Here is a 25,537-nt window from a genome sequence, read left to right on the forward strand (position 1 = left end):
CAAATACCGAAAGTTCTGTAGGTAAGTTTTCGGAAAGACTCACTCCAGCAGGTGTAGTAGCACTGGGTATTTGAAGGCGAAAACCTTCCGAGGTAAGCACTTTTTCTCCATTTCCGGGTTCAAAATCTGTTTGTAACCAACTACGCACAGTTTCTATATCTGGAGTTGGAACTTCTAAATAAAGGATTTCTTTCATGTTTTCCTGACATTTCCCATCAATCTACTCACTAAGACAGATTTTCTTAAGGCACAAAGTAGGGTAAACTCCGCCCTATTAGTTTCATAAAGATTCAGTGAAGAAATTTTAAGAGTTTGTCAAATTTATTGTTCATTTTGTATTTCTGTAAACCCACGCCATGAATTATCCCATTCCAGACAGTCCCCAAGAAATTATTGCTCTGCGACAACAGCCGATTGATGAAGAACTAGTTGCCAGTGCGATCGCTGGAGTCATTAAAATTGTCCGCGCTCAGGGTCAATCTTTGGAAGAGTTAACTGCTCAGTTGTTAGCAGACGATCCACTGCTGGATCAGCAACAACGTCGCTGGTTAAGCCAATTAGTTGCCCAATCCTGGGAAAAGTTCTCCTAAAACCTTGGATAAGATGAAGTTTTGGTCGCAGCATTAGATTTCTAGGTCTGTACCTAAATGTTGGCGATGCCTGCGGCGGGCTGCGCCTACGCATTTCCGGTATAGGAGTAATAATAATGCTCAGTATGGGATTGTCGATTGGGTTGCTATTTTTACGTTCATGGCACAGAAGCCATTAAATTAACCATATCAGCGTTTTACATTGCTTATGAATTTTACAACGTTCTGAAACGGAAAGACCTCTGCTTTGCGCCAGAGGTCTTTTTTTGGGAGCAATCTTTATGCTGTTGGAGCAACATCTCGGCACATAACTCAGTTGAGCGATCGCTAACTAACTAAGTAAGTAAAAATAAATATATTTGAAAGCCTTGACCATGAATAATCGTAGTCAGCGACTCTAGCAATTTAAAATCTTATGCAGAGCGATAAATCGCTCACTACGAACAAAAGTTTTATTTTAAATTTAATTATGTCTACATACTTATCCACTGACGATCGCTTTCAACCCATCAACCTTTTTGAGTACGAAAAGCTAGCAAAAGAATATCTGTCTCAAACGACACTTGATTACTATAGCAGTGGTGCTTGGGACGAAATCACATTGCGAGATAATCGTGCTGCTTTTGAGCGAGTCAAACTGCGACCTCGGATATTAGTCGATGTGAGCGATCGCAATCTAAATACTTCCATTTTAGGACAACCCCTACAACTACCTTTGTTAATTGCACCGATGGCTTTTCAATGTCTAGCTCATCCAGACGGAGAAGTTGCCACGGCTTTAGCTGCTGCATCAGCTGGTGTGGGTATGGTGTTAAGTACAATGGCAACAAAGAGTATTGAAGAAGTGGCGGCTGCATGTAATCAGTTTCCAGATTCTCTGCGATGGTTCCAGCTTTATATCCATAAAGACCGGGGATTAACTCGTGCTTTGGTAGAAAAAGCCTATAAAGCAGGCTACAAAGCACTTTGTCTAACTGTAGATGCACCCGTTCTCGGACAGCGAGAGAGAGATAGACGTAATGAGTTTGCCTTACCCCAAGACTTACATCTGGCTAATCTTGCTAGTATCTCAGGGCTAGATATTTCCCATGAAAAAGGTGAATCTGGATTATTTACCTACTTTGCCCAACAGCTAAACCCAGCAGTTACTTGGGACGATTTGGAATGGTTGCAGTCTTTATCTCCACTACCTTTAATTATCAAAGGAGTTTTACGCCCAGATGATGCTGTGCGGGCTGTAGAATATGGAGCCAAAGCAATAGTCGTTTCCAATCATGGTGGCAGACAACTCGATGGTGCGATCGCTTCTTTAGATGCCCTCGCTGAAATAGTAGCGGCAGTGGATGGTAAAGTAGAAGTGGCCTTGGATGGCGGCATTCGTAGAGGCACAGACATTCTCAAAGCTCTGGCATTAGGAGCAAAAGCAGTACTGATTGGACGACCCATTCTGTGGGGACTAGCGGTAGCCGGGCAAATCGGCGTATCTCATATCATCTCACTACTACAAGATGAGTTAAATGTGGCAATGGCACTTAGCGGCTGTGCCAAAATGCAGGATATTGACCCTAGTTTATTGACTCTGCCACGCTTTAAGTCGGAGAACTGTTAGAAATGTTATTCCAGCAAAACTTTCAGAAATAATTTTCAGACTTGTTACAAAATCTCTTAATTTAGAGTATACTAGTTAAGGTTAGATATAAGGGCGGGTGGCGGAATTGGTAGACGCACCACACTCAAAATGTGGCGGCCTTACGGTCATAGGAGTTCGATTCTCCTCCTGCCCACTACCAAAAAAGTGCTAAAGAGGTTAAAAACTTATGCGCCTGAAAAGATGGGAATCTCCCCGTAAAGAAGGCAGAAATGATAAAGGTAGAGGCGGTTCTGCTAGGAAGCGTCAACTGAAAAAACAAAGGCAAATGTTACGCCAAAGACTCAAAGAAAGTAACAAGCCAGACAATAACAAAAATGAAAGAGCAGGGAAAGATAAATTTATCTTTCCCTTATTTTTTGGGCTTTTATTTCAGAAACAAATAAAATTTAGGGATTTTTCAATACAGAGACTAAATTAAATCTGTCTGTAATAAATTTGGAAATCATAATAAAAAATTATTAGCCATTAAAATATACTAATTTTATTAATTCAACCTCTTAAGCGCATATTTACGTATAAAAACGGCAGACTAAGTGGCTAGCATTTTACTTACCTACTTAAGTAGTAAGTACTATATACTACTTTTTGTGCAGCATCTCTCTAAGAATTTATCGCAATTATAATGCTTGGATGAAATAACCAAAAATTAATTATGAAGGAAGTATGAATTTTGTCAAGCAGTGTGTAAAATCCTTAACATAAAACAGTAAACTAAGACACAGCAGTAAATAATTCTAGTATTACCGATTAAGCCAAAAGTATACTAAAAAGGCAATTGCACCTCCATGTGTTAACTTCCAACAATGACACAAGCCTACAAAAAGTCAGGAGTTATCCAATCCGAATATTAAATCATTGGGATTGGTCTAGGTAATCTATGAATTGTTTTCTTGGATACAGGAGTTATTGATGGTGGCGAGAGTGCTTCTACCTACTAAAAAAGTGCTTGATTTTCCTATTACTGCTTTACGGTTTGACGACCAGATACAAACAATAGTGAAGTGGGCGAGTAGGCGTGAGAGTAAAACTGTATATGTAGCCAATGTACACATGCTCATTGAAGCCCATTGGAATCCAGAGTTTGCCACCATATTGCGAAATGCAGATATAGTTACTCCTGATGGTATGCCTCTGGTGTGGATGATGCGAAAGATGGGAGCGCTTTACCAAGACCGTGTGGCAGGGATGGATATTTTTCTCGCATTGTGTCAGCTAACTCAAACACAAAATCTGAGTATTTTCTTTGTAGGTTCCCAAACAGAAATTCTGTCTAGGATGCAAAACAGGTTAGAGAAGGAATTTCCGCAGATAAAGATTGCGGCAATGGAACCTCTACCCTTTCGTCCCCTAACTGAAATTGAAGACGAAGCCTTGGTTCAAAAGATTAACTCTAGTGGTGCTAGCGCTGTCTTAGTGTCTTTGGGATGTCCCAAACAAGAAAATTGGATAGCTCAACATAAGGGCAAAGTACAAGCTGTAATGATTGGACTGGGTGGAGTTTTCCCAGTTTATGCCGGAATTCATAAGCGGGCACCCCGCATAGTTCGAGACTTAGGACTTGAATGGCTGTATCGATGGATTCAAGAACCGCGCCGACTTTGCGGCCGCTATGCTAAGACTATTCCACTCTTTATATGGCTGGCTACTAAGCAACTACTATCATCAAGTCGGATTGCAGGGGTCTTTCTTCACGAGACTGGAGACTAAAAAAAAAGAAATAGGTGAGACTGACTTTAGGGCGTCGATCATCAAGATAAAGCAGATTTTAGATGCGAAGGAAAGAATTTTATGCCTTAAGCATGAAGATTCAAGGGTTCAACCTCAAAATGATGAAAGATTCTAAGTGTAAGGATTCCGACCCATCAATCTCCTGCTGTAAAAACCCATTATCTGAAATCAACTATTAAAGTACTTGACATTAACCCAGGACTAAGTGTTATATTAACCATAGTGAAATTGTTGGGGCGTCGCCAAGTGGTAAGGCAGCGGGTTTTGGTCTCGCCATCCCTGGGTTCGAATCCTAGCGCCCCAGTTAATCTTAAGACAGGCTCTTATGCCTGTCTTTTAGAGTATTTAATTGCATTTTTAAGATGTGTCTCAATGCATCTAATTCTGTAAATGTTACTTATCAGGAGATTTGAGAGCTTGATCTAGAGTCTGCCGAGCCAGTTCTGCTTTAGACCGCGCTTCTTGGTAACGCACATTAGCTTGAGCAAAATTTTTGAGAACTTTAAAACCTTCCTTGAGTCGAGTAATTTCCTCTTCAGTCACCGAGTCATCAGTAAACAGAATATCAACAGCTTTGCGAATTTCCAAGGCTTCAGATCGTGACTCCTGAACTTTCAGCTTGAGCGTCGCCAAGTTACTCAGAATCTGGACAGCTTGTGTAATACTATCCTCACCACTAGCAGTATCAATAGTTGACTCTTTTACCTCAATTAATTGTTGAGGGCCAAATCCTTCTTCCAGTTCCGTGGGTAGCTTACCTGCATCCATCAGTTCCATTAGCTGATCCATTGCTTTATCACGAGCTTTGGCTGAATCTTTTCCAGAAACAGTAAGGATAATTTCTGGGCTTTGAGCGAGAGTGTATTGAACCATATTTGAGTAGAAAATTTGCTGATTTAACCAAGCTGAGGAGAGTAATTATATCATTTTGCGTGTCAGATCATTTGTTGATTGTCTAGTCAATTAAAGAGTTGAAGACCGAACGTCAACACTTTGAATTTTGAATTGTTACCTCTACCCCTGCTAAGTCGCTCAAAATAAAACTTTATACTTAAGAAAAGGAATAATTTTCAATAGGAGGGGAGAGCAATGGCTCCCAGTCCCACCATCATGCAGGCTGTGGAACAACTGGGCTACCGTGTCACCGTTGGTGATGTGGCAACTCAGGCAGGATTGAACGTCGCTGAAGCTAATCAAAGCTTGTTAGCCCTGGCATCTGATGCTGGCGGACATTTACAGGTAGCGGATTCCGGTGATATAGTTTTCCTTTTTCCACAAAACTTTCGAGCAATTTTGCGTAATAAATACTTCCGGCTACGATTGCAGGAATGGTGGAAAAAAGTCTGGAGTGTTCTGTTTTACCTGATTCGCACTTCTTTTTTAATTTTCTTAATTGTTTCCATCACCCTGATAATTATTGCCATCTACATTATTACTACCTCTGCCAATTCAGATCGTGACGGTGGCAATCGGGGCAGTAATTCCGGCGGTGGGGGGTTCTTCTATTTTCCAAATTTATTTTGGTATTTTAGCCCAAATTATGACAACCACTACCAGGAACGGCGACGTGAAAGGCAGGAAGAAAGCAATCTGAATTTCTTTGAAGCCGTGTTTTCGTTTTTGTTTGGTGATGGTAATCCTAACGCCAACTTAGAAGAACGCCGCTGGCAAGAAATTGCTACGGTGATTCGGAGTAACCGTGGTGCAGTGGTAGCAGAACAAATTGCCCCATATTTGGATGATATTGGCGAGGGATACACAAGGGAGTACGAAGATTATATGCTGCCCGTTCTGACGCGATTTAATGGGCAACCATCAGTAAGTCCAGAAGGGCAAATTGTTTATTACTTCCCAGAGTTGCAGGTGAGTGCAGTTAAAAAGCGCCGTTATGCAATATCAGATCGCTTGGAGGAATTTCCCTGGCGTTTTAGCGCCGCAAGTTCCGGGCAAATTATGCTGAGTGCTGGGTTAGGGGTACTAAATTTTGTTGGTGCTTTAGTACTGGGAAGTTTATTGAGAGATGGAACTGTTGCCGTCCAGTTAGGTGGACTGGTAGCTTTTGTGCAAGGAATTTATTGGCTGCTATTGATTTACGGAGCAGGTTTTTTAGGTATACCGTTATTGCGTTATTTCTGGATTCGGTGGCGTAATCGCAAAATAGGCGATCGCAATCGCGATCGCCTTTCCAGAGCAAGATTATTGGCAAGTCCTGATGCACCTTTGCAACAAAAAATCGACTATGCCCAACAATTTGCAACAGAAAAAGTCATTGGCAATGAAGATTTAGTGTATTCTAGCGAAACTGACTTACTCGACCAAGAAGTTGAACGTTCTGCACAAATTGATGCTGAATGGCAACGGCGCTTAGAACGTGGGAGTGGGGAATAGGGAGCAGGGAGCAGGGGGCAGGGGGCAGGGAGCAGGGAGCAGGGAGCAGGGAACAGGGAGCAGGGAGCAGGGAGCAGGGAGCAGGGAGCAGGGAGCAGGGAACAGGGGAAAATTTTTCTCCTCTGCACCCATCCCCAATCCCCAATCCCCAATCCCCAATCCCCAATCCCTGATTACTTCGCTTGAATTGGTGTTAGAGCTACACCTTGATAATAATGTCCCAAAATTTGCAGGTGGTTCACTCCTTGCCGAGCCAGATTGTACGCCCCCCACTGACTCATACCTAAAGCATGACCGTAGCCAAGCCCTTGCAGTACAAAACTACCATCAGCCCCCTTGGTGACGCTAAATTTGGTACTTTTTAACTTGAGGGCTGTTCGCACTTCCTCGCCCTGTAGCACCTTCGTGCCTTTGTTGCCGACAATTTTTAAAACTTTAACACTGCGGAAAGGCGAGTATGTCTCTGGAATCATCGCCGTCACACTGCCCACCTCTGGAAATTTAGCGCTAATTTCACTCGGCGAGAAGGTTTTCACCCAATTACACTCGCGGATATTTTGATCGTAGTCTTGAACAGCACGTAGGTAGGGGAGGGTATTTCCCCAAACATCTTCTACGTTTTCAGTGTGTCCCCCAGAACAAGCATGGAAAACTGAGAGAATAATCCGATTTTTGTAAGTTAGTACCTGCCCTAGAGTAGAATCCACTGCGGCGTAAGTAGCAGGAGATTCACTGATGACACCTTTGTAAATTTGCCAGCGATCGGGGGTATTGCCTAAATCGTAAACGGGATTATTCCGTTGTTTTTCTCGTTCGTAGAGGGCATAAGTGCGGGCTGCGATCGCTTGGGCTTTTAAAGCTTCTTGGGGCCAGCTAGCATCCATTTCGCCACCCAGAACGCTGTAGAGATATTCTTGGTCATCCACCCAGTTAACAGCCGTTAAGCCTTTTTCTGTGGGGACAACCAGAGTTCTGCCTCGATACCAGCGATCGCCAATATAAACAAATCCTTTACCAGTTGGCTCAATCCAAAATAAACCAGACTGCCACTTGTCTAAAGCAACTCCGCCAGGAACTGCTTGGGCATAATATGCACTCATTGCTGGCAACTGTCCAAGAGTCCGGCCAGTACTATCCTTAACGATGCCAGTGGTGGAACTACCCACTTTTACCTGATTAACACCCCTCTCAATTGCCACGCGTAGGATTACAGACGCTTGGGCTGGGGCAACCAAAGCAATCCACAAAAAGATACTTACCCACCAATAACGTACTTTAATCTGAGAAAGTAAAGAGCCTAAGTAAAGTTGGAATTTCATACCGATCATCTAATCACACTAGTATCTAATTGACGCTCTGGATTATGGCGTCTACTACTTTAAGATGAGACAGTTCTCCAACGCCGGAGGTTGCCACCTCCTACTAATTATGCATTTTGCTTTAACTATAAGGTAGAAATCAGAAATTGGGGAAAGTGAATAGTCCAAATCTGACTGCTGTGGGAAAGAAACTTTTATTCTTCGATTTACGATGCCAATACCTTTTGAGAATTGCTCACTTCATTAGCGATAATTCCAATTAAATTCAACTTACTCAAAATTTCTATTGCTTGAGTCAGTTCAGTTCGAGTCACTTTCCCCATCCGCTCTACCATTACAATACCACTGCAAAAAGATGCCACAATCCTGGCATCAACCGTGCCTAAAATAGAGGGAGCATCTATTAGTACTAGGTCATAATTTTGCTCAAACACCTCTATTAGTTCTTTCATCCGTTGAGAACTGAGCAACTTCACTGTGTCTTCTGGTTCTGGCCCAGCAGTCAAAATATCAATGGAGGGGTGAATGGGCTGGATGTAATCTTGAAAATGAGTAGTTGTCTCATCAACTAATAACAGAGATAGTCCCCAATCATTGGATAGTTCCAGGATTTTGTGCAAGCTAGGATTATGTAGATTAGCGTCAATTACCAATACCCGTCTATGCATTCGGGCAGCGCTAGCTACAAGCCCTAATACTAAGGTTGTCTTTCCTTCCCCTGGTAGTGCGGAAGTAAACATCAGCGACTTGAACGGTAAGGGATATTTTAATATTTGAATATTTTGGTAGATCATATCCAAAGTTTCATGGACGGGCAATTTATTACTAGCTTCTATTACAGAAGAATCTGAGCTTCTTCTGATATTCCAAGGCAGGCCAAGCCGCCGTTTTTTGACACCAGGTGACGGTAGTTTTGGTACCGATCCCAATACACGTAGATTCGTCAGTTTCTTTAAATCTCCGGCACAATAAATAGCGTCATTAAACTTTTCCAAAATCAGGGCTGCTAAAATACCTAAAATCGGCCCAATTACTGCTCCTCCAACCAAAAAGAATAATCTGTTGTTACCCATATAAATACTAGGAGAAGGTTCTGCCAAAACTTGCCAGTTATATCCTTCCTGAGCAATTTTCAGTCCTAATGACTGTTGTGACTGGATTAGTTGTTCAAGGTTTTTGCGACTAGTTTCTACCTTTGGCAGCAGACGATTATATTCTGCTATTAAACTTGGGTATTTGTTTAGCTCAGAGCGGAGTTGCTGTTCTGAATCGACTAGATTTTTTTCATTAGCCGTTAGTCCTAAAACACTTGTTTGTACTAAAACAAACTCATCTACTAGCGTTGGATCAACCCCTAGTACTTGTCCTTTGAATAAAGGCTTTTCCTTACTAGTATTAGTAATAATTTTCACCTCTTCTCGTAAGAGGGAAAGTTGACTTTGGCGTTGCTGTTTTAATTTTTGTACCGATGGATAATCATCTGTATAGCGGAGCCGCTCCTTAGCCAATGCTAGTTCAGTCTTTTGAATTTCACTTAATAATGCTTGATAGCGGCTTGACTGATTTAAACGAGAAGAAAGTAGTGTATTCTGCTGGGACGAAGATGCTATTAGTTGCTCTAGATTATCGTAGCGAGCGTTTACATCTTGAAGATTGGCACGAGTAGTTTGCAGCTGTTGTTGAATATCGGCTAGAGATTCTAGCAGAATTTTGCTTTGGACTTCGGGATCGAGTAATTTATGCTTTTTGCGAAACTGTTCTAAGTTTTTCTCAGCTTTACTTACCTCTTTTTTTATTTCAGGTAGACGAGTGTTTACAAAAGCTAATCCCTGATTAAGACGTTCTTTTTGCTGCTGTTTGTTGTAGTTTTGATAGACTTTCTGTAGCACTTGAAGTACTTTTTGTGCTTTTACTGGATCGTCATCATGAAAAGAAACTTTAAATGCCTGATTAAAAACTTTATTAGCTCCTATACCTCCCGCTTCTGGAGTTACTTCTAAAGGTGCTTTTCTGTTATGTTCTTTTTGACCATTGATGTCTTGTAAAGTAAGATCGGGATAATCAGAATGTAGTAAATCTACAGCTTTCTGAAGTAATTTAGAACTCAGCATGAGTTTCATCTGAGTAGTGGAATCAACAACTTGAGAATTTGAATCAGTAACCTGAGTATTTGACTGTGCCTCTTCAGATAAATTGGAATTCACCAATATCTGCATATTGCTCTGGTAAGTAGGTTTGACCATGACAGCCAAGAGGCTAGCAGCTGACATAACTACACAGGAAACTCCAAAGATCAGAAAGCGTCGGCGAAGCAAAATAGTAGATAGTTGTCTAATGTCAACTGCGCTTTGTGCTGAAGTAGTAACCTGTTGCTCTTGATTCAGACTAGTCTTAGCCACTATTAAACTCCTCTAATATCGAAACACTATATTTATTTGGAAGATTTATGATAAATATGAAATGATTTTTTTTACACCTAATAGCTGCGATCGCATACTTAATTCTTCTTCCAACAATGACAAGCTAATTTGGCATAACATTATGCCAACTGGCGCTTTCATGTTCATCAATTCATGCATATAAATTCTGAATCAGTGTTAGAAGGATAAATTTTTAATAAATATTTTATTTAAGGAATAAAAATCTTGACAAAAAATTAATTATTTTTTCTAAGTATTTGAGTATAAAACTATCCAACTCACAATATTACTAGATATATTAAAGTTATTTTGATAACTTGTGATAGAAAAAACACATTGATAAAAATATTTAAACCATACTATTTGTATATTCTTGATACATCTAGTTAACCGTAAATTATTGGTTAAATAATTGACTTATATCATGTCCGCTTGATTACTTACTAAACCCCAAGAACCCCACCCCGCCAAAGCTATGCTTTGTCTCCCCTCCCCGCCGGCGGGGAGGGGCTGGGNGTGGGGTGCAATGACTATGGGAAGCACAACTAATTACCCGAACATGATATTACTCGAAAAACGAAGCTACCGTTTATTTGCTTGATCTTATGATTGAGACTATTAAAATCTAAGATAGAACCTGGTTAATTTTAGATTTTAGATTAGAAGCGTTCAATAGGAAATCTAAAATCTAAAATCGTTAGACTTAGCGTAGCTGTACCCTTCCAGGGAAGCAAGCTACGCGTAGCGTTACGCCGGAAAGTCCAAAATTTAAACGCTTACCTTGGTTAACTCTATTTCCCGTCGTCTGGGTACTTCATGAATCATAAAATCGTAAGCCATATCAGTACGGGGAAAAATAGCACGAGCTTCCTTGAGAAGATCCTTTAACTCCAAGGTATTTCCGGGAGCATAGCGGGGACTGAAATGACTCATAATCAGCCGACGTGCCCCAGCAGCTAAAGCTGTTTGCGCTGCCATTGTCGTTGTAGAATGCAACCGCTGAAAAGCCATATCTGCATCTTGATGGGCAAAGGTTGCTTCGTGAATTAATACATCGACATCATCAGCTAATTCCACTGCACCATCACAATAAATTGTGTCTGTACAATAGGCAATCTTTCGACCAATTTCTGTAGGGCCGCACAATTGGGTGCCATCAATCACCCGTCCATCCGCAAGGGTGACAGTTTCACCGCGCTTGAGTTGACCGTAAACCCGACCAGGAGGAATTTGCAACGCCTTGGCTTTTTCCACATCAAAGCGTCCGGCTCGGTCTTTTTCGGCTACGCGGTAGCCAAAAGCTGTAATGCGATGATGCAAATTACCACAGCTAACGGTGAAGTCATCGTCTTCAAAAATTACCCCTGGACGGATGGCGTGAACTTTGATCGGGTAAGAAAAGTGTGTGTAGGAGTAACGTGAAGCGGATTGAATGTAATCATTTAATCCAGGTGGCCCATAGATATCAATTCGTTCCACATTACCAGCCAAGCCGCAAGTAGCAAGAAGTCCCATCAAGCCAAAGATATGGTCGCCGTGCATGTGGGTGATAAAAATTCGGGAGAGTTGACTCATTTTGAGTTCACTCCGCATAATTTGATGCTGAGTACCTTCGCCACAGTCAAATAACCAGAGTTCTGCCCTTTGGGGTAATCTCAGAGCGACACTGGAAACATTGCGCGATCGCGTGGGTACACCGGAACTCGTCCCTAAGAATGTTATCTGCACAATGTTCTTTAGTCTTCCTATTGCTCAATTTGCAGCTCTATTTTCTATAGTGCCACGGTTATTGAGCAAAATACTTAGGAATTTGGGCATTGGGCATTGGGGAGCCATTGCGTTGGGCGGCTCTGCCGACTTGTTCGCGCAGCGTCTCCCCTTCTCCCAAAGGGAGAGGCTAGCGCCAAGGGAGAAGCAAGTGGCGTCATGGGGTATTAGTTACTAGTTATTCTCGTAATTCAGTATCCACAAGTAACTAAATAACAAGTTGATAAATACCAAATAACTGCTGTATTATTGATTTTGTTATGACTTCTTATTTGGAATCGAAGTACATCTCTTAATACAAACATAAGCTTGCACTGAATACTTGATTTTGGGCTGAAACAGATAGATTGTTTTTCTTAGCTAAATGGCTTGAGAAAAACTTCAACTTCTTTGCTTCTCATATCTTCGGAATGGCGCTCCAACTGAGTTAAGTCTCTATTTGCAATTAAGGAGAATGTTCATGAGTTCTTTCCGAAAAGTCTTGCAGGCACTGTGCTTTATCGTTTTTCTTGCATTCTGGCTTCCTTCAGGAATCGCTCATGGTGTACAAGTTACATCTTTGCTAGGAAGTCCTACGCAATTAACGATTACTACCTTTAATGTCGAAAACCTCGATCCTAAAAAGGAAAACGTCTCTAAGGTTGATGATAGGTCGGCCAGAAACGTCGATGATGATGTAAAAAACGGTAAGTTTACAGCTTTAGCAAACCAGATTGTTACTAATCTTGAAGCACCAGATATTATTGCTTTGCAAGAAGTACAAGACAATGATGGAGCTGAGTTAAGTTCTGTAGTTGATGCTACTCTGACTGCTAACACTCTCATCAGTTCTATCCAATCTGTAGGAGGCCCAGCCTATGAATATCGGGAAATTCCTCCTCAGAACGGACTCGATGGAGGCCAACCAGGTGGCAATATCCGGGTAGGCTTTTTGTTCAATCCTCAACGAGTTAAGCTACAAAAGCTTGAACGCTTTGCCGACGATCCAGCTTTTTCAGAAAGTCGCAAACCTTTAGTGGGTGAATTTACTTTCAACGATATTCCCATCACCCTGATAAACAATCACTTTGCGTCTAAAAGTGGAGGAGCAGCTTCCAACCCAAAACGGATACAGCAGGCAACAATTGTTAACAAATTTGTCGAAAATCGCTTAACTACTGACCCAAATGCAAATATTGTCGTTCTTGGCGATCTAAACGATACTCCAGACTCCCAGCCGATTAAAATCCTTGAAGGAAATCAGCTGAAAAATTTGGTAAACAAAATTCCTCAAGATGACCGCTTCTCTTATGTCTTTCGAGGGAATAAGGAACAAATTGACCAAATCCTGATTACCCCAAATTTGTTTAACAATGGAAATCCTGAGATCAATGCTGTTCACGTTAACGCAGGGATTTCTAGAGTAGTCAGCGATCACGACCCTGTGATTGCTCGATTTACTCTATCAGCTATTGGTGAGACTACTCCCATTCCATCAGTCCCAGTTAGCAGTCCTGAACCACCAGTTACACCAGGCACAATTCTTTCTGGTGTTACAGGAGACAATTTACTGGAAAAACTAGATAGCCTTTACTCTCCTCGCGTTAGTCTCGGATATGGTAGTGCCCGTGATTTGCTCTACACCAAAATAGATAACCAAGCTGGCACAGTAACGGACATCTACGCTGGTTACAGTGTTCCGATTGACCCAAATTCAGATAAACCCAGAGAGGAAGCTGCACAACGCAGAATCAATGCTGAACACGTTTGGCCCCAGAGTATGGGAGCTGAAGGCCCAGCAAAAAGCGATTTGCATAACCTCTTTGCTTCACGTGTGGAAGTTAACAGCGATCGCGCCAACTTTCCATTTGGAGATATTCCTGATAATCAAACTACGTCTTGGTATCTCGATGATGATGAACTAAGTTTCAAACCGAGTCCGCAGGATATTGACAAATACAGTGAATTCAAACGGGGATTCTTTGAACCACGGGAGGCAAAGAAAGGAGATATTGCTAGGGTAATTTTCTATTTCCGCACAGTCTACCCACAATTGGCAAATGCAAGCTTCTTTGAAGCACAAAAGGATACTATCTGTAAGTGGCAAGCAGACGATCCAATTGATGCTGGTGAGGTAGCACGCAGTCATGCGATCGCTAAAACACCCCAAGGTAATGATAATCCCTTTGTGTTAGATTCTACCCTGCCACAACGAACCTACTGCAACTAAAAAGTATGGAGGTCTTAACCCGGATTTCTCACGCATAGTGTAGGCTTCAGGGGAAGAGGAGTGTGGGGAGTGTGGGGAGTGTGGGGGGTAAGACTTCTTCCCCATCCTCCCACACCTCCCACACCCCTTGGATTTCTCACTTGTGATAAATCCAGGTTAAGTCTATCCTGGTGGGAAGAGTTTTAGAACTCCGTTTTTGAGAAATTGAGCAGATGGGTTTTTCGACAGTCGTTGAAGTTGCTGACTATTGACTGTTAATTGTGGGATATTTTTTTATTTGGAAGTCCCATTGCAATTTTTTTATGTAATATTCTTTACAAGGCGATCGCGAATTGTTTGGAGTTGGTCTTGAGTTTTAATTGGCTCTCGCGGTGCTGGCAATTCAGTATTTGGCCAGTTAGGTAAATCATTACAGGGACATAACAACGCGGGCATCCCGACGTTTCGCGCGGCTACTGGCATACTGCATCGGCTGCAAGGTAGCATATTCCATGCTGGTGTCAACAATTCAGCAATAGTTTCGTATGTACCCTCAAGGTAACAATCACCCGATTCCGGTGAAATAATTTTTTGCCAGCATTCTTCAAATTCTTCACTATAGCGATCGCCATTTAGCACCGACTGGGGCAAAAAGCTTGCCTCCCCGTTGCCCTTAATCACTTTCTTACCCAACTGAAACCAGTAGGCAAGGTATTTTCTAACTTCTTGTTTGGTTGCCATAAGACAATTCTAGGTTTTAGATTTTAGATTTTGGATTAATTTGAATCAACAGTTAAGAATCTTGACTTCTGAATGTTCCAGCATCTCCTTTATTTGGCAATGGCGAACCAAGGATGCTGAGATTGAGAACATGGCCGCCAGTCACTAAATAAACAGTTTCGCTAAGTGTTGCTAGCTGGCGTACTAAAGAACCGAGGCGATCGCGGAACGCCCTTCCAAGTGGATAAGCTGGTATCACACCCCAACCCACCTCTTCTGCTACGAACAGGATATCAGCAGCAACCAATTCCACCGTCTCCAAAAACTCTGCAAGGGTATTTTCCCAGCTAGATTCATCCTGTTCTAGGAGATTGGCAACCCAAGTTCCTAAAGAATCAACTAAAAGACAGGTATAGGGTTTGGCATCAGCAAGGGTAGCAGACAGTTCCACAGGTACAGATAAAGTTACCCAGTCTTGGGGACGACGTTGTTGGTGTTCTAAAATGCGTTGATGCCATTCTTCATCGTCTGGGTTATCGGTGGCTGTTGCTACATAAACAACTGCTTTTCCTGACTGCATGGCTAAAGTTTCTGCCCATTCACTTTTACCAGATCGTGCTGGCCCTGTTACTAAGATGATTTTACCCAAAGTTTTTTACTGAGTATTTTAACAATATGCCTACGGTTACAATTCATCACCACATTTTTTTACTTCATCGGTGAGATTTTTGGTTTCAAATAACTTTTAAGGGATAAAATTAGCACCAGCATCATTAGATGTTACAACTGGCAAAAGCCAAAAATCCCAACTACCCCATTTTCAATTATTCAATACTACTGGGGACAGCATACTTTAGGATGTCTTTATGAACGCAGGCTTAAAACGCATTGAAGCAACTCTACACGATTTAGGGAATCGCGGCACTGACTCTACTGCCGAAACAACTGATTCGACAACAAAACGGCCTTTCTCTTTTAGAATCAGCGTTGGAGCTAACGAAACTACAGAAAGTACACAAATTCCATCCTCTCAGGATGAGGAAGTAAAGTCACAAGGACAAACAGTTGACTTAAATGTAAATACTGAGGTTGATTATCCTTCTGACCAAAATTTCTTTCCTCATCATGAATCTGTGCAGACCTTTCAAGCAGAAGAGAATGGTAACAGAACACCCAGCCTACCCAAGTTGAAAACTCCGACCTTTAGTAGCCATCGCCACGGTGCGAATCCAGCATTGGCGATGAATCTATTGCAAGAAATTCAGGAAACTGTCGCTGGTTGGCAAACAGAATTGCAAAATATTTTGAAACAAATTCAGGATATTTACTTAGAAGGGCCAATTGTCAATGGCTGGTTAGAATCCAATCCCACCGAACCAGAACCAGGAGGAACTGCGACACTGCGCCATGCAGAAGTTGACCGCCTGATGAACTACGTAGAAGAAATTTGTGCCACTGGTGGAAAAGTATCTTATCAATCATCTATTACTGGCTATCGCCTCTGTGGTGTAGACGATACTGGTAAAGTTTGGTCGCGTCCATGTCCACCGGATCAGGTTCCCAATGTTAGTATGGCGATCGCTCGTTACCAAAAGTTACGTCAACTGTTAGGGCGCAAGCAATCTTTGGAAACCCGCCTTAGTCAACTGGCGCAAACTCTTGTAGTTTTACACAGTCATATTCAACAAACGTAAAGTTTTAAAGATTATTTCCGAAGAAACTCGGTTGGTAGGTCGGTAACTTTTGGTTTAGATTAACTCTCAGCAGTTATAGCGTTGGATTTAAGATTTTAATCTAAAATCGTTCGACTGAGCGTAGCGTTCCGCAGGAAAGCCCCAAATCTCAAATCCAAAATTAAATCTATGCCAGACACTCAAATCTCTGCCATTATCTGTACTCACAATCGAGATACCTATTTAGGGGCTGCAATTGATAGTCTTTTAGATCAGGATTTTGCTGCTGACTTTGAAATTGTAGTAGTTGATAATGGATCTAGCGATCGCACCCGTGAGGTTGTAGAAGAAAGGGCCCACAATCCTCGCCTGAAGTATGTTTTTGAACCCACCATTGGTTTATCTGTCGCCCGTAACACGGGTGCAAAGGTAGCCAGTGGTGATATTCTTGCTTATCTAGACGACGATGCCGTTGCCAGTAAGGGCTGGCTACAAGTTTTATATTCTGCCTATTACAATAACTCTAAGCTAGCGATCGCAGGTGGCAAAGTCACTCTCCTGTGGCCTCCAGGAATTCAACAACCACGATGGCTATCTCCGGGGCTAGCTGCAAATCTGGGTGCATACGACTTAGGTGACAGTAACATCTACATTGAGCAACCTGGCTCAACACCCAGAGGCTTAAATTACTCCATCCGCCGCAGTTTCCTCGAAGAAATTGGCGGTTTCGATCCTCATCTCGGTCGAGTGGGTAAAAATTTATTATCTAACGAAGAACTGCAAATGACCGAATTTGCTCTACAGCGTGGTTGGCAAGTCGCTTATCTTCCCGAAGCACTCGTCGCTCACAATGTAGCTCCAGAGCGCCTCCAACGCTCCTGGTTTTTAAACCGGGGCTGGTGGCAGGGTATCAGCGAATGCTATCGAGAACAACTCGCTGGTAAAGCTGGGATCGCTCAATTACAGCGAGGTAGCGAAAGGTTTGTCCGAGGCTTGTATAAGGCTTTACAGTATTTCTCCGATCCAGCAGAACGGTTTGACAAACTGGTGTATGCTTACGGTCAGATTGGTTACTTAAATGCTGCTATTCAGGGTCTTTTATCTACATCAAATAAGAAATAACTAGTAACATAATTTCTACTCAATATGTCATCCAAAATACCAGTTTCCGTCCTAATCCCGGCAAAAAACGAACAAGCTAACTTGCCTGCTTGCCTTACTAGCCTCAGCAGAGCAGATGAAATATTTGTAGTAGATTCTCAAAGTACTGACAACAGCATTGAAATTGCTAAAAGTCACGGTGTAAATGTCGTGCAATTCAACTTCAATGGACGCTGGCCCAAAAAGAAAAATTGGTCTTTAGATAATCTACCTTTTCGTAATGAATGGGTACTAATTGTCGATTGTGATGAGCGCATCACCCCCGAACTTTGGGAAGAAATTGAGCAAGCAATTCAAAATGATGAACATACAGGCTATTATCTCAACCGCCGCGTATTTTTCTTAGGAAAATGGATTCGTTATGGTGGTAAATATCCTGATTGGAATCTACGTTTATTTCAACATAAAAAAGGTCGCTACGAAAATCTAAATACAGAAGATATTCCTAATACTGGTGATAACGAAGTTCACGAACACGTGGTTTTGCAAGGGAAAGTTGGGTATCTCAAAAGTGATATGCTCCACGAGGACTTCCGCGACCTTTACCACTGGTTAGAACGCCACAACCGCTATTCAAACTGGGAAGCCAGGGTTTATTTTAATATTCTTACAGGTAAAGATGATAGCGGTACTATCGGCGCTAATCTATTTGGCGATGCCGTGCAACGCAAACGATTTCTGAAAAAAGTTTGGGTACGCCTGCCATTTAAACCAATTTTGCGATTTGTTTTGTTTTATATAATTCAACGCGGTTTTTTAGATGGCAAAGCGGGATATATCTATGCTCGTTTACTGAGTCAATATGAATATCAAATTGGCGTTAAACTTTACGAATTACGCAACTGCGGTGGTCACTTAAATACTGCAACTACGCCGAAGGAGGGAGCAGAGGAGCAGGGGAGCAGAGAAGCACAAGCAAAGCTATTGACTATTGATTCTTGATAATGACTAATGACCAACCTTTCGTAGATTTACGCAAATATGACCAATCTTGGTTTGACCGAGGGCGTCCAAGTTGGTATGTTTTATTATGGTGGTTTGTACAAGCGATCGCCTTTCCCCTCACACCTCAACCGTTAAATATTCTGCGTTGTGCTTTGCTACGATTATTTGGCGCTCGTATCGGCAAAGGTGTATTAATTCGGCCCACAGCCCGATTTACCTACCCCTGGAAAGTCACCATTGGCAACTACAGTTGGATTGGAGATAACGTAGTTTTATATAGCCTCGATCAGATCCATATTGGTGAACATTGCGTAATTTCCCAAAAAAGTTACCTGTGTACTGGTACTCACGATCTCCAAGATCCTGCTTTTGGGTTGAAAACAGCGAGTATTACCATTGAAAATGGTGCATGGGTAGCAGCAGATTGTTTTGTTGCGCCAGGAGTGCAAATCGCAGCTAATGCTGTGATTGGCGCTCGTAGTAGTGTTTTTACTAATATGCCTTCTGGGCAGGTTTGTTGGGGAAGCCCATGTCGCCCCAAAACAGCTCGGCTAAAACTCGATCCCTCCACAACCCCGTGATTTTATAGATAAACATAATAAGGTAGTACAACTAGTTGTGCTACCTTAACTTTTCTATATATTTATTTGTTTTTGGGAAGAGAATAAAAGTGCGATCGCTATATAGCTTTTTCTAATAAGAATGAAGTATAGGAATCATATTTGATTTTTGAAATACACGTAGTAGCCTGTCTTGCCTAAAATAGTGCATTAGACGTAGGTTGGGTGGAGCGGAGCGCAACCCAACATATATCAGAATGTTGGGTTACGCAAAGCCTCCACCCAACCTACAATTTTTTTGCAACTTTTTCTAATAAGAATGAGGTATATAGGACTAGTACCGCAAGGCGGAATTCAAAATTCAAAATTAATACAGCGTAAGCATTTCATTGGTTTTGAATGGGTGGTTTATTTACGCCGTACTGTACTAGTATTTGATTTGTGAGAATTGCAACCCGTAGATCCCCGACTTCGTAAAAGTTACCGAGGATCTTGTTTTTCACGAATGCCTCAAGATTGTTATATAGGACTCATATTTGATTTTTGAACAAAACTCAGTACACCTTTATTCCTTCTTCCCAGTCCCCAGTCCCCAGTCCCCAGTCCCTTACCTCTACGAGTGATTCAGAAATCAAATCGGATTGCTATATATTACTTCATCACTTGGAAACCGCTATTTTGTGGAAATAGTTTACTTTTATTTAATTAAATCTTTTTAATTTAAGTCTAAAATTTGTGTGTATCTAAAAAAATTGGCAGAAAGTATGGCATCTCAAATCAGCCAAGAGATATTTTAAATAGCAAAATTATTTTTGCCATTCCAACAAGTAGGTGATACAGCGCTTCCCGCTATTATGCAATACAGTTTTTATCCTTGCCTAGCATAGCTTTCAGTTTTGAGGATGTACCTCATGGCTGCCGGAAGTGCTGTAAAGTGCGATCTGCCACACATCTTCATCAACTTGCTAAACCCGGACTTACGCAAACAATAGCTGAAACCCTGATTTTTAGATAGGAGGAATTTATGAATTTCCCCTACCACCAATCTTATAAAGATTTTATTTTAAAGGAAAGCAAATTCTAGAAGTTTTAAAATAAATTTAATAAGAGGCAAGTATGAATTTTAATAGAAATGAAAAACCTGTTATTTTAATAGTCGATGATACTCCTGTTAATTTACAAGTATTATTTGACTTTTTAGAGTATTACAGCTTTCAAGTTTTAGTATCTGAAGATGGTCAAAGTGCAGTTCAGATGGCAGAATATGCTTCACCTGATCTGATTTTACTGGATGTATTAATGCCAGTAATCGACGGTTTTGAGACTTGTAGACTTTTGAAAAAAAATCCAGCCACTCAAGATATTCCCATAATATTTATAACTGCCATGAGTGACAAGGTAGATAAAGTCAAAGGCTTGAATCTTGGCGCAGTAGATTACATTACCAAACCTCTAGAATATCAAGAGGTTTTAGCTAGGGTAAATACCCATTTACGTTTACGAAACCTCACAAAAAAACTCACAGAGCAAAATCAACGTTTAGAGACCGAAATCTTGGAGCGCCTGCGGATAGAGGAAAAACTACGATGTCATTCAGATGCATTAGATGAGTGGAACAATCGCTATCAAGCACTAATTCAAGCAAGTGGTCAGATTCTCTACGACTGGCATTTGCATACCAATGAGATTAAATATGATGGCAATGTAGAGCGAATATTAGGTTACTCTATGCCTGAGATGTTTGGAGGTTTGAACCGCTGGCTAGAATTGGTTCATCCTGACGATCGCAGCTTCTTTAACAAAGAGATTAACCGCGTTTTATCCACAAAAGAGCGATTCCATCTTGAATTTCGCGTATGTCGTAAAGATGGCACTTATATCACAGTTGAAAACAATGGCTATATCTTTTTAGACTCTACAGGTAAAGTTGCGCGGATGGCAGGCTTTGTAATTGATATTACCGAACAGCAAGCTGCGCTGCGCCAACACAAAGATGCAGAACAGAAAATCCGCGAGCAAGCTGCTTTGCTTAACATCACCACAGACGCAATTATCGTTCAAAATTTGATTAACCAAATTCAATTTTGGAATAAAGGGGCTGAACATCTCTACGGTTGGATGGCAGAAGAAGTAGTGGGCAAGAATGCTAATCAGCTTTTTTATCAAAAGCAAAGTTTTTGGCAATTGAAAAACATCGAGGAAACTTTAGCTGAGAGTGGTTCGTGGCAAGGTGAGTTACATCAAGTCACAAAACAAGGCAAAGAAATCATCGTTGCTAGTCGCTGGACACTGGTAAACGATGATCAGGGGCAAGCCAAATCCATTCTGATTGTCAACTCCGACATTACAGAGAAAAAGCAACTCGAAGCGCAGTTTCTCCGGGCCCAGCGGATGGAGAGTCTTGGCACTCTAGCAAGTGGCATCGCCCACGACCTCAATAATGCACTGACACCCATGATGATGACAGTACAACTTTTAGAGGCAAAGCTGCCGGATGAAAACAGTCAGAAATGGCTAACAATTATGGAAATAAATATTAAACGTGCAGCAGATTTAGTTAAACAAGTGTTGTGGTTTTCACGCGGATCTGTAGGTAACTTTAAAACTTTACAGGTACGTAATTCAATTTTAGAAATTGAAAATATTGTTAAGCAAACATTTTCCAGAGCTATTGAAATCCACATTGATGTTCCTCAGCAAAACCTGTGGAATGTCTTTGGTGATGCGACTCAGCTACACCAAGTGCTGATGAACCTCTGCATTAATGCTCGTGATGCTATGCCTCATGGCGGTATCTTAAAGATTTCTGCCAAGAATTTCTGGGTTGATAGCCACTATGCCCGGATGAATATTGATGCTAAGGTGGGTTCTTATGTAATGATTACCGTGCGTGATACAGGTACAGGAATTAAAAGAGAAATAGTAGATAGAATTTTTGAGCCATTTTTCACAACAAAAGAAGTGGGTAAAGGTACAGGGCTTGGTCTTTCAACAGTCCTTGGCATTATCAAAAGCCACAGTGGTTTTGTGAATGTAGTTAGTGAAGTGGGCAAAGGTACAGAGTTTCAAGTTTGCTTACCCGTAACGCAGACAATCGAAGCAGATGGTAAATTAGCTAGAGATCAGAAATTACCAGCAGGGCATGGAGAATTAATTCTCGTTGTTGATGATGAAGCTTCAATTCGAGAGGTTACTCAAACCTGGTTAGAACAAAATGCCTATAAAGTTTTAGTGGCTAGTGATGGGATTGATGCGATCGCACTATATACAAAACATCAACAAGAAATTAGTGTAGTGTTGGTTGATATGATGATGCCATGTATGGATGGGCCAACAACTATCAATGTATTGAAAAAAATTAATCCAGACATCAAAATTATTGGTGTTAGTGGATTAGCATTCAATCATGAAATGATTAAAAACCTTGGTAATAGTGTTAAAACCCTTTTATCCAAGCCCTACACCTCAAGCGACTTGTTAATAAATTTACAGATGCTGATTAGCACAAAGTAGAGTTTGTCATTAGTCATTAGTCATTTATCATTAGTGAATAACCAATGCCCAATGCCTAAGCAAAATGGTAAGTCGCAGTGGTAATATGTTTTCATGGCTGCTCTAATCCTTGCTATCGATGAACAAACTATTGGATGAAACGCTGTCAATCAAAATTGCTGAACAGATAAACAGCAAAGCTAGCACTCCGTTTGATAATGCTTATAAAGCAGCATTATCCACTGAGGGAGCAAGGTATATTCAGGGATTTTTAGCTTTTGCTGGGAAGCCATACAGACCGGTTGAACACAGTTGGATTGAGCTAGACGACACCTCTGATGTCCGCATTATCGATCCCACATTACCTCACCTGAACAAAAATCCCCAAGAAATCTGGTATTTTGCAGCACATAGTCTGACTGTTAAAAAACTGAAAGCTATCATTGAAGAATCAAAAGAAGATTATCCAGAAGACGAACCATTGCCAATTTATGGCGATCCACCTTATGAATATTACGGTGATGTAATGTTGGGTGGTCAAGATTATCTGGCAGCATATCAAGCCGCAGAGGCTAAGTGCAGAGAAATCAACGAACTCAACCCTGAGAGTAACTAATAAAAATCAATTAAATAATTCATAATTACGACTTATTTAATACGATTTACCATCGCTGCCAAAATATTCCCTATAGCCACAAATTTTGTCTTCACGCACATCAAAAGAAACTGCTACCCGATTTTTGTAAGGCTGTCCGAATAAAAGCCCCTCGTCCCGAAACTCAAAGACAGCAGTCGTTTCATTACTAGTAACACGGTCTAGACCAGTCAGCTTCAACCCAGGACTAAAGGATTCAGAAACGTACTCGAAAAATTCTCTAGCTCTTTCTTTTCCCACATTTAAACCGTGGAATTTTGCCATTGGAAACCAAAGGGTGAAATCTTCTGTGAGCATATCTAACAATGCTTCCCACTCTCCTGTTGCCATACCATGCGTTAGACCCTCAAATGCCTGTTGAGCAACTTTTAAAGTATTTTCTGAACTTTGTGTCATTTTTACCCTCGCCTGGATATAAATTAATACCGTGTTGCTTAAAATCTCACTACCACTTTGCCACAATTCTGACCACTGAGGAGATATTCTACAGCGTCGGGTATTGATTCTATGCCCTGAAACTGTGTTGGGTCAACAGCAACTTTAAGTTTGTTTGTGTAGAAGAGGTTTAAGAGGCGATCGCGTGCCTCTGCCATATATTCTTTATAATGAGGCATGAGAAAGCCTCTCACAGAAGCAGCTTTCCAAAATAGCTGGTGATAAAGGCGGGGTTGTGTAATTTGTTCTACATTTTTTGCGTATTCGGAGATAAAACCAACTACAACTAAGCGTCCCCGCACTGCCAAGTTATCAACGCAGGTATCAAATACGGTTTTACCTACACAGTCGAAAATTAAATTAATGCCATTAGGGTATTCTTGCTTGAGGACTTGATTGAGGTTTTCTGTGCGATAGTTGATAATGCGATCGCAGCCTAATTCTCTGAGTAATTTTGCTTTCGCTTCAGAACTACAAGTACCAATGACATGATTACCAGCTAATTTTGCCAATTGTACCGCAATATGACCGGTTCCCCCTGCTGCTGCTGTCACTAAAACTACTTCATTACTTTTCATTTCCCCCACTTGTTCTAATGCAACCAAAGCTGATACACCTGTAGGCATTAGTGTTAGTAACTCTGGTGTTGCCTCCCGCACCTTCACTGCTAAGTTTGCATTGATAAGCTGATATTCTCGATAACCGCCGCCACGTGCCGTAGTTATCACAGCATCACCAATTTGAAAATCTTTGACATTTTCACCCATAGCGATAACTTTCCCTACAGCTTCCACACCCAAATCAAAGGGAGGAATTAAGTTAATATATGGAACGTCACCACGACAAAGTAAAGTGTCAAAGCCAGCGTTAACGCCAGCAAATTTGTTTTGGATTACCAGTTCACTAGCAGCAGGTTTGGAAAGAGGAATTTCGACAATTTCAATAGCAGATTTAAAATCTTGATTAAGTTGCTTTGCTATTAACTTTCTGTAGGTTGTTACGTTCATTTCTAAATCAAGGCTTTATCCCACTCTAATTGATGAGCTAAACCATACTTGATAAAATCTTCTTCTTTAGCTTTATCGCTTTTACCAAAAACACCTAAGCTGTAAGGATTATCTTGTATCCGTTGTGTGACTTGCTCTTTCTCAAATCGGATCACTTCATCTCTAGGTTTATCCGGTTTAAAAAAGTCTACAACTAAAACAGTTCTATCATAATTAGTGTAATTATGCGGGCAGTGGGGATAGCTATGATCTAAAACCAGGAATTTTCCTTCATGCCAATAAAGTTGATCGTGGCATATTTTCATAGCCACATCTCCCTCTGGCACAATTAATCCTAGATAGCCACGATTTGTATGAAGGTTATAGTTTACATGCAGCTTGATATCCAAGCCTGGATGGAATGTACCATAATACACGTTTCTGATGATATCATCCTCAATCAGGTTCACATCTTTTATTACATTGGCTAAATTCGTAAAATATTTCTCTCTTAATACAAGTGCTTTTTTTGATGCTTCATCTGGCCCATAATCAGGATATTTTATTTGATACGCCTGAATATATTTGTCAATAAACATACCTTGAAACAAGATACCAAAAGCACTATATTTCGCCTTTCCCTTGGTTTTAATTGTTTGGCTTTTCGGGCCAATAACATCGGAAGTAAATTTTAACTCTTCATTAGATGCATTCTTAATAAAGCTTGTAAACTCATCTCTAATGACTTGCCAGTTATCTTGAAAACTTTTGAGAAAAGTAAATCCCTTTGGGTCTATATGATACTCATTAAAACTTTCCATTGTCTTTTCCCCTGAAGATAATTTCATAAAAAACCGTT

The 25,537-nt window shown here is 41.1% G+C and carries 22 protein-coding genes and 2 tRNA genes; 14 read left to right on the forward strand and 10 right to left on the reverse strand.

The window, feature by feature from the left end; genetic code table 11:
- Positions 1-356 precede the first annotated feature (356 nt).
- The 6 genes from CDG76_RS13980 to CDG76_RS14005 all read left to right on the forward strand — a co-directional run bounded on the left by CDG76_RS13980 (position 357) and on the right by CDG76_RS14005 (position 4,273).
- Positions 357-590, forward strand: coding sequence for a hypothetical protein (locus CDG76_RS13980; protein WP_094349603.1), 234 nt, complete (start codon positions 357-359; stop codon positions 588-590).
- 469 nt (positions 591-1,059) lie between these two features.
- Entirely contained in the window at positions 1,060-2,199 is a 1,140-nt protein-coding gene (locus tag CDG76_RS13985) for an alpha-hydroxy acid oxidase (RefSeq protein ID WP_094349999.1), read from the forward strand.
- A 91-nt stretch (positions 2,200-2,290) separates the two neighbouring features.
- Positions 2,291-2,374 (forward strand) — tRNA-Leu (locus CDG76_RS13990).
- Between the two features lie 33 nt (positions 2,375-2,407).
- The gene (locus CDG76_RS13995; RefSeq protein WP_094349604.1) at positions 2,408-2,659 is read left to right on the forward strand and encodes a hypothetical protein; all 252 of its coding nucleotides are present in this window, start codon (positions 2,408-2,410) and stop codon (positions 2,657-2,659) included.
- Positions 2,660-3,150: 491 nt separating this feature from the next.
- Positions 3,151-3,948: a WecB/TagA/CpsF family glycosyltransferase gene (locus tag CDG76_RS14000; RefSeq protein WP_094349605.1), complete on the forward strand. Its 798-nt coding sequence runs from the start codon at positions 3,151-3,153 to the stop codon at positions 3,946-3,948.
- A 253-nt stretch (positions 3,949-4,201) separates the two neighbouring features.
- Positions 4,202-4,273 (forward strand) — tRNA-Gln (locus tag CDG76_RS14005).
- Between the two features lie 89 nt (positions 4,274-4,362).
- Here CDG76_RS14005 and CDG76_RS14010 read toward each other — a convergent pair.
- The gene (locus tag CDG76_RS14010) at positions 4,363-4,842 is read right to left on the reverse strand and encodes a hypothetical protein (RefSeq protein WP_094349606.1); all 480 of its coding nucleotides are present in this window, start codon (positions 4,840-4,842) and stop codon (positions 4,363-4,365) included.
- A gap of 216 nt (positions 4,843-5,058) precedes the next feature.
- On the opposite strand from CDG76_RS14010, the gene CDG76_RS14015 reads away from it, so the two are divergent.
- Positions 5,059-6,357, forward strand: coding sequence for a hypothetical protein (locus tag CDG76_RS14015; protein WP_094349607.1), 1,299 nt, complete (start codon positions 5,059-5,061; stop codon positions 6,355-6,357).
- A 173-nt stretch (positions 6,358-6,530) separates the two neighbouring features.
- Here CDG76_RS14015 and CDG76_RS14020 read toward each other — a convergent pair whose 3' ends face one another.
- From CDG76_RS14020 to CDG76_RS14030, 3 genes are all read right to left on the reverse strand, one after another.
- Positions 6,531-7,676: a SpoIID/LytB domain-containing protein gene (locus CDG76_RS14020; protein ID WP_094350000.1), complete on the reverse strand. Its 1,146-nt coding sequence runs from the start codon at positions 7,674-7,676 to the stop codon at positions 6,531-6,533.
- Positions 7,677-7,882: 206 nt separating this feature from the next.
- Complete coding sequence (locus tag CDG76_RS14025) at positions 7,883-10,075, reverse strand: GumC family protein (protein WP_190240849.1); 2,193 nt, start codon at positions 10,073-10,075, stop codon at positions 7,883-7,885.
- Between the two features lie 789 nt (positions 10,076-10,864).
- Positions 10,865-11,824: a ribonuclease Z gene (locus CDG76_RS14030; RefSeq protein ID WP_094349608.1), complete on the reverse strand. Its 960-nt coding sequence runs from the start codon at positions 11,822-11,824 to the stop codon at positions 10,865-10,867.
- Positions 11,825-12,323: 499 nt separating this feature from the next.
- Between CDG76_RS14030 and CDG76_RS14040 the strand changes: the two genes are divergently transcribed.
- Complete coding sequence (locus tag CDG76_RS14040) at positions 12,324-14,072, forward strand: endonuclease (RefSeq protein WP_094349610.1); 1,749 nt, start codon at positions 12,324-12,326, stop codon at positions 14,070-14,072.
- Positions 14,073-14,086: 14 nt separating this feature from the next.
- Here the strand turns inward: CDG76_RS14040 and CDG76_RS39075 are convergent, their stop codons facing one another.
- The 3 genes from CDG76_RS39075 to cobU all read right to left on the reverse strand — a co-directional run bounded on the left by CDG76_RS39075 (position 14,087) and on the right by cobU (position 15,420).
- On the reverse strand, positions 14,087-14,212 hold the full coding sequence (locus tag CDG76_RS39075; protein ID WP_262984327.1) for a hypothetical protein: 126 nt from the start codon (positions 14,210-14,212) through the stop codon (positions 14,087-14,089).
- A gap of 160 nt (positions 14,213-14,372) precedes the next feature.
- Positions 14,373-14,792: a hypothetical protein gene (locus CDG76_RS14045; RefSeq protein ID WP_094349611.1), complete on the reverse strand. Its 420-nt coding sequence runs from the start codon at positions 14,790-14,792 to the stop codon at positions 14,373-14,375.
- 52 nt (positions 14,793-14,844) lie between these two features.
- The gene (gene cobU, locus CDG76_RS14050; RefSeq protein ID WP_094349612.1) at positions 14,845-15,420 is read right to left on the reverse strand and encodes a bifunctional adenosylcobinamide kinase/adenosylcobinamide-phosphate guanylyltransferase; all 576 of its coding nucleotides are present in this window, start codon (positions 15,418-15,420) and stop codon (positions 14,845-14,847) included.
- A 217-nt stretch (positions 15,421-15,637) separates the two neighbouring features.
- On the opposite strand from cobU, the gene CDG76_RS14055 reads away from it, so the two are divergent.
- The 6 genes from CDG76_RS14055 (at position 15,638) to CDG76_RS14080 (ending at position 23,218) form a co-directional block, all read left to right on the forward strand.
- Positions 15,638-16,465, forward strand: a complete 828-nt coding sequence (locus CDG76_RS14055) for a hypothetical protein (protein ID WP_094349613.1) — start codon at positions 15,638-15,640, stop codon at positions 16,463-16,465.
- Between the two features lie 168 nt (positions 16,466-16,633).
- The gene (locus tag CDG76_RS14060; protein WP_094349614.1) at positions 16,634-17,566 is read left to right on the forward strand and encodes a glycosyltransferase; all 933 of its coding nucleotides are present in this window, start codon (positions 16,634-16,636) and stop codon (positions 17,564-17,566) included.
- A gap of 24 nt (positions 17,567-17,590) precedes the next feature.
- Positions 17,591-18,547 carry a glycosyltransferase family 2 protein gene (locus CDG76_RS14065; RefSeq protein ID WP_094349615.1) on the forward strand — a complete coding sequence of 319 codons (957 nt, stop codon included), beginning with the start codon at positions 17,591-17,593 and terminating at the stop codon, positions 18,545-18,547.
- Positions 18,548-18,549: 2 nt separating this feature from the next.
- Positions 18,550-19,131, forward strand: a complete 582-nt coding sequence (hpsU, locus tag CDG76_RS14070) for a hormogonium polysaccharide biosynthesis acetyltransferase HpsU (RefSeq protein ID WP_094349616.1) — start codon at positions 18,550-18,552, stop codon at positions 19,129-19,131.
- A 1,095-nt stretch (positions 19,132-20,226) separates the two neighbouring features.
- Positions 20,227-22,623, forward strand: coding sequence for a hybrid sensor histidine kinase/response regulator (locus tag CDG76_RS14075; RefSeq protein ID WP_094349617.1), 2,397 nt, complete (start codon positions 20,227-20,229; stop codon positions 22,621-22,623).
- Positions 22,624-22,741: 118 nt separating this feature from the next.
- Positions 22,742-23,218, forward strand: a complete 477-nt coding sequence (locus CDG76_RS14080; protein ID WP_094349618.1) for a hypothetical protein — start codon at positions 22,742-22,744, stop codon at positions 23,216-23,218.
- A gap of 36 nt (positions 23,219-23,254) precedes the next feature.
- On the opposite strand, the gene CDG76_RS14085 is transcribed toward CDG76_RS14080, so the two are convergent.
- From CDG76_RS14085 to CDG76_RS14095, 3 genes are read right to left on the reverse strand one after another with little or no spacing between them, the layout of a single operon-like run.
- Entirely contained in the window at positions 23,255-23,653 is a 399-nt protein-coding gene (locus tag CDG76_RS14085) for a nuclear transport factor 2 family protein (RefSeq protein ID WP_094349619.1), read from the reverse strand.
- A 38-nt stretch (positions 23,654-23,691) separates the two neighbouring features.
- A complete protein-coding gene (locus CDG76_RS14090) occupies positions 23,692-24,699 on the reverse strand; it encodes a zinc-binding dehydrogenase (protein WP_094349620.1) in 1,008 nt (335 codons plus the stop codon).
- Positions 24,700-24,701: 2 nt separating this feature from the next.
- Complete coding sequence (locus CDG76_RS14095) at positions 24,702-25,499, reverse strand: aspartyl/asparaginyl beta-hydroxylase domain-containing protein (RefSeq protein ID WP_094349621.1); 798 nt, start codon at positions 25,497-25,499, stop codon at positions 24,702-24,704.
- Positions 25,500-25,537: the final 38 nt, after the last annotated feature.

It is taken from the genome of Nostoc sp. 'Peltigera membranacea cyanobiont' 210A (genome assembly GCF_002246015.1).
Classification (GTDB): Bacteria; Cyanobacteriota; Cyanobacteriia; order Cyanobacteriales; family Nostocaceae; genus Nostoc.

Bases quoted from the DNA above. Each gene is read 5' to 3' on its own strand.
- CDG76_RS13980 (WP_094349603.1), top strand. From the start codon at position 357: ATGAATTATCCCATTCCAGACAGTCCCCAAGAAATTATTGCTCTGCGA.
- CDG76_RS13985 (WP_094349999.1), top strand. From the start codon at position 1,060: ATGTCTACATACTTATCCACTGACGATCGCTTTCAACCCATCAACCTT.
- CDG76_RS13995 (WP_094349604.1), top strand. From the start codon at position 2,408: ATGCGCCTGAAAAGATGGGAATCTCCCCGTAAAGAAGGCAGAAATGAT.
- CDG76_RS14000 (WP_094349605.1), top strand. From the start codon at position 3,151: ATGGTGGCGAGAGTGCTTCTACCTACTAAAAAAGTGCTTGATTTTCCT.
- CDG76_RS14010 (WP_094349606.1), bottom strand. From the start codon at position 4,842: ATGGTTCAATACACTCTCGCTCAAAGCCCAGAAATTATCCTTACTGTT.
- CDG76_RS14015 (WP_094349607.1), top strand. From the start codon at position 5,059: ATGGCTCCCAGTCCCACCATCATGCAGGCTGTGGAACAACTGGGCTAC.
- CDG76_RS14020 (WP_094350000.1), bottom strand. From the start codon at position 7,676: ATGAAATTCCAACTTTACTTAGGCTCTTTACTTTCTCAGATTAAAGTA.
- CDG76_RS14040 (WP_094349610.1), top strand. From the start codon at position 12,324: ATGAGTTCTTTCCGAAAAGTCTTGCAGGCACTGTGCTTTATCGTTTTT.
- CDG76_RS14045 (WP_094349611.1), bottom strand. From the start codon at position 14,792: ATGGCAACCAAACAAGAAGTTAGAAAATACCTTGCCTACTGGTTTCAG.
- CDG76_RS14055 (WP_094349613.1), top strand. From the start codon at position 15,638: ATGAACGCAGGCTTAAAACGCATTGAAGCAACTCTACACGATTTAGGG.
- CDG76_RS14060 (WP_094349614.1), top strand. From the start codon at position 16,634: ATGCCAGACACTCAAATCTCTGCCATTATCTGTACTCACAATCGAGAT.
- CDG76_RS14065 (WP_094349615.1), top strand. From the start codon at position 17,591: ATGTCATCCAAAATACCAGTTTCCGTCCTAATCCCGGCAAAAAACGAA.
- hpsU (WP_094349616.1), top strand. From the start codon at position 18,550: ATGACTAATGACCAACCTTTCGTAGATTTACGCAAATATGACCAATCT.
- CDG76_RS14075 (WP_094349617.1), top strand. From the start codon at position 20,227: ATGAATTTTAATAGAAATGAAAAACCTGTTATTTTAATAGTCGATGAT.
- CDG76_RS14080 (WP_094349618.1), top strand. From the start codon at position 22,742: ATGAACAAACTATTGGATGAAACGCTGTCAATCAAAATTGCTGAACAG.
- CDG76_RS14085 (WP_094349619.1), bottom strand. From the start codon at position 23,653: ATGACACAAAGTTCAGAAAATACTTTAAAAGTTGCTCAACAGGCATTT.
- CDG76_RS14090 (WP_094349620.1), bottom strand. From the start codon at position 24,699: ATGAACGTAACAACCTACAGAAAGTTAATAGCAAAGCAACTTAATCAA.
- CDG76_RS14095 (WP_094349621.1), bottom strand. From the start codon at position 25,499: ATGGAAAGTTTTAATGAGTATCATATAGACCCAAAGGGATTTACTTTT.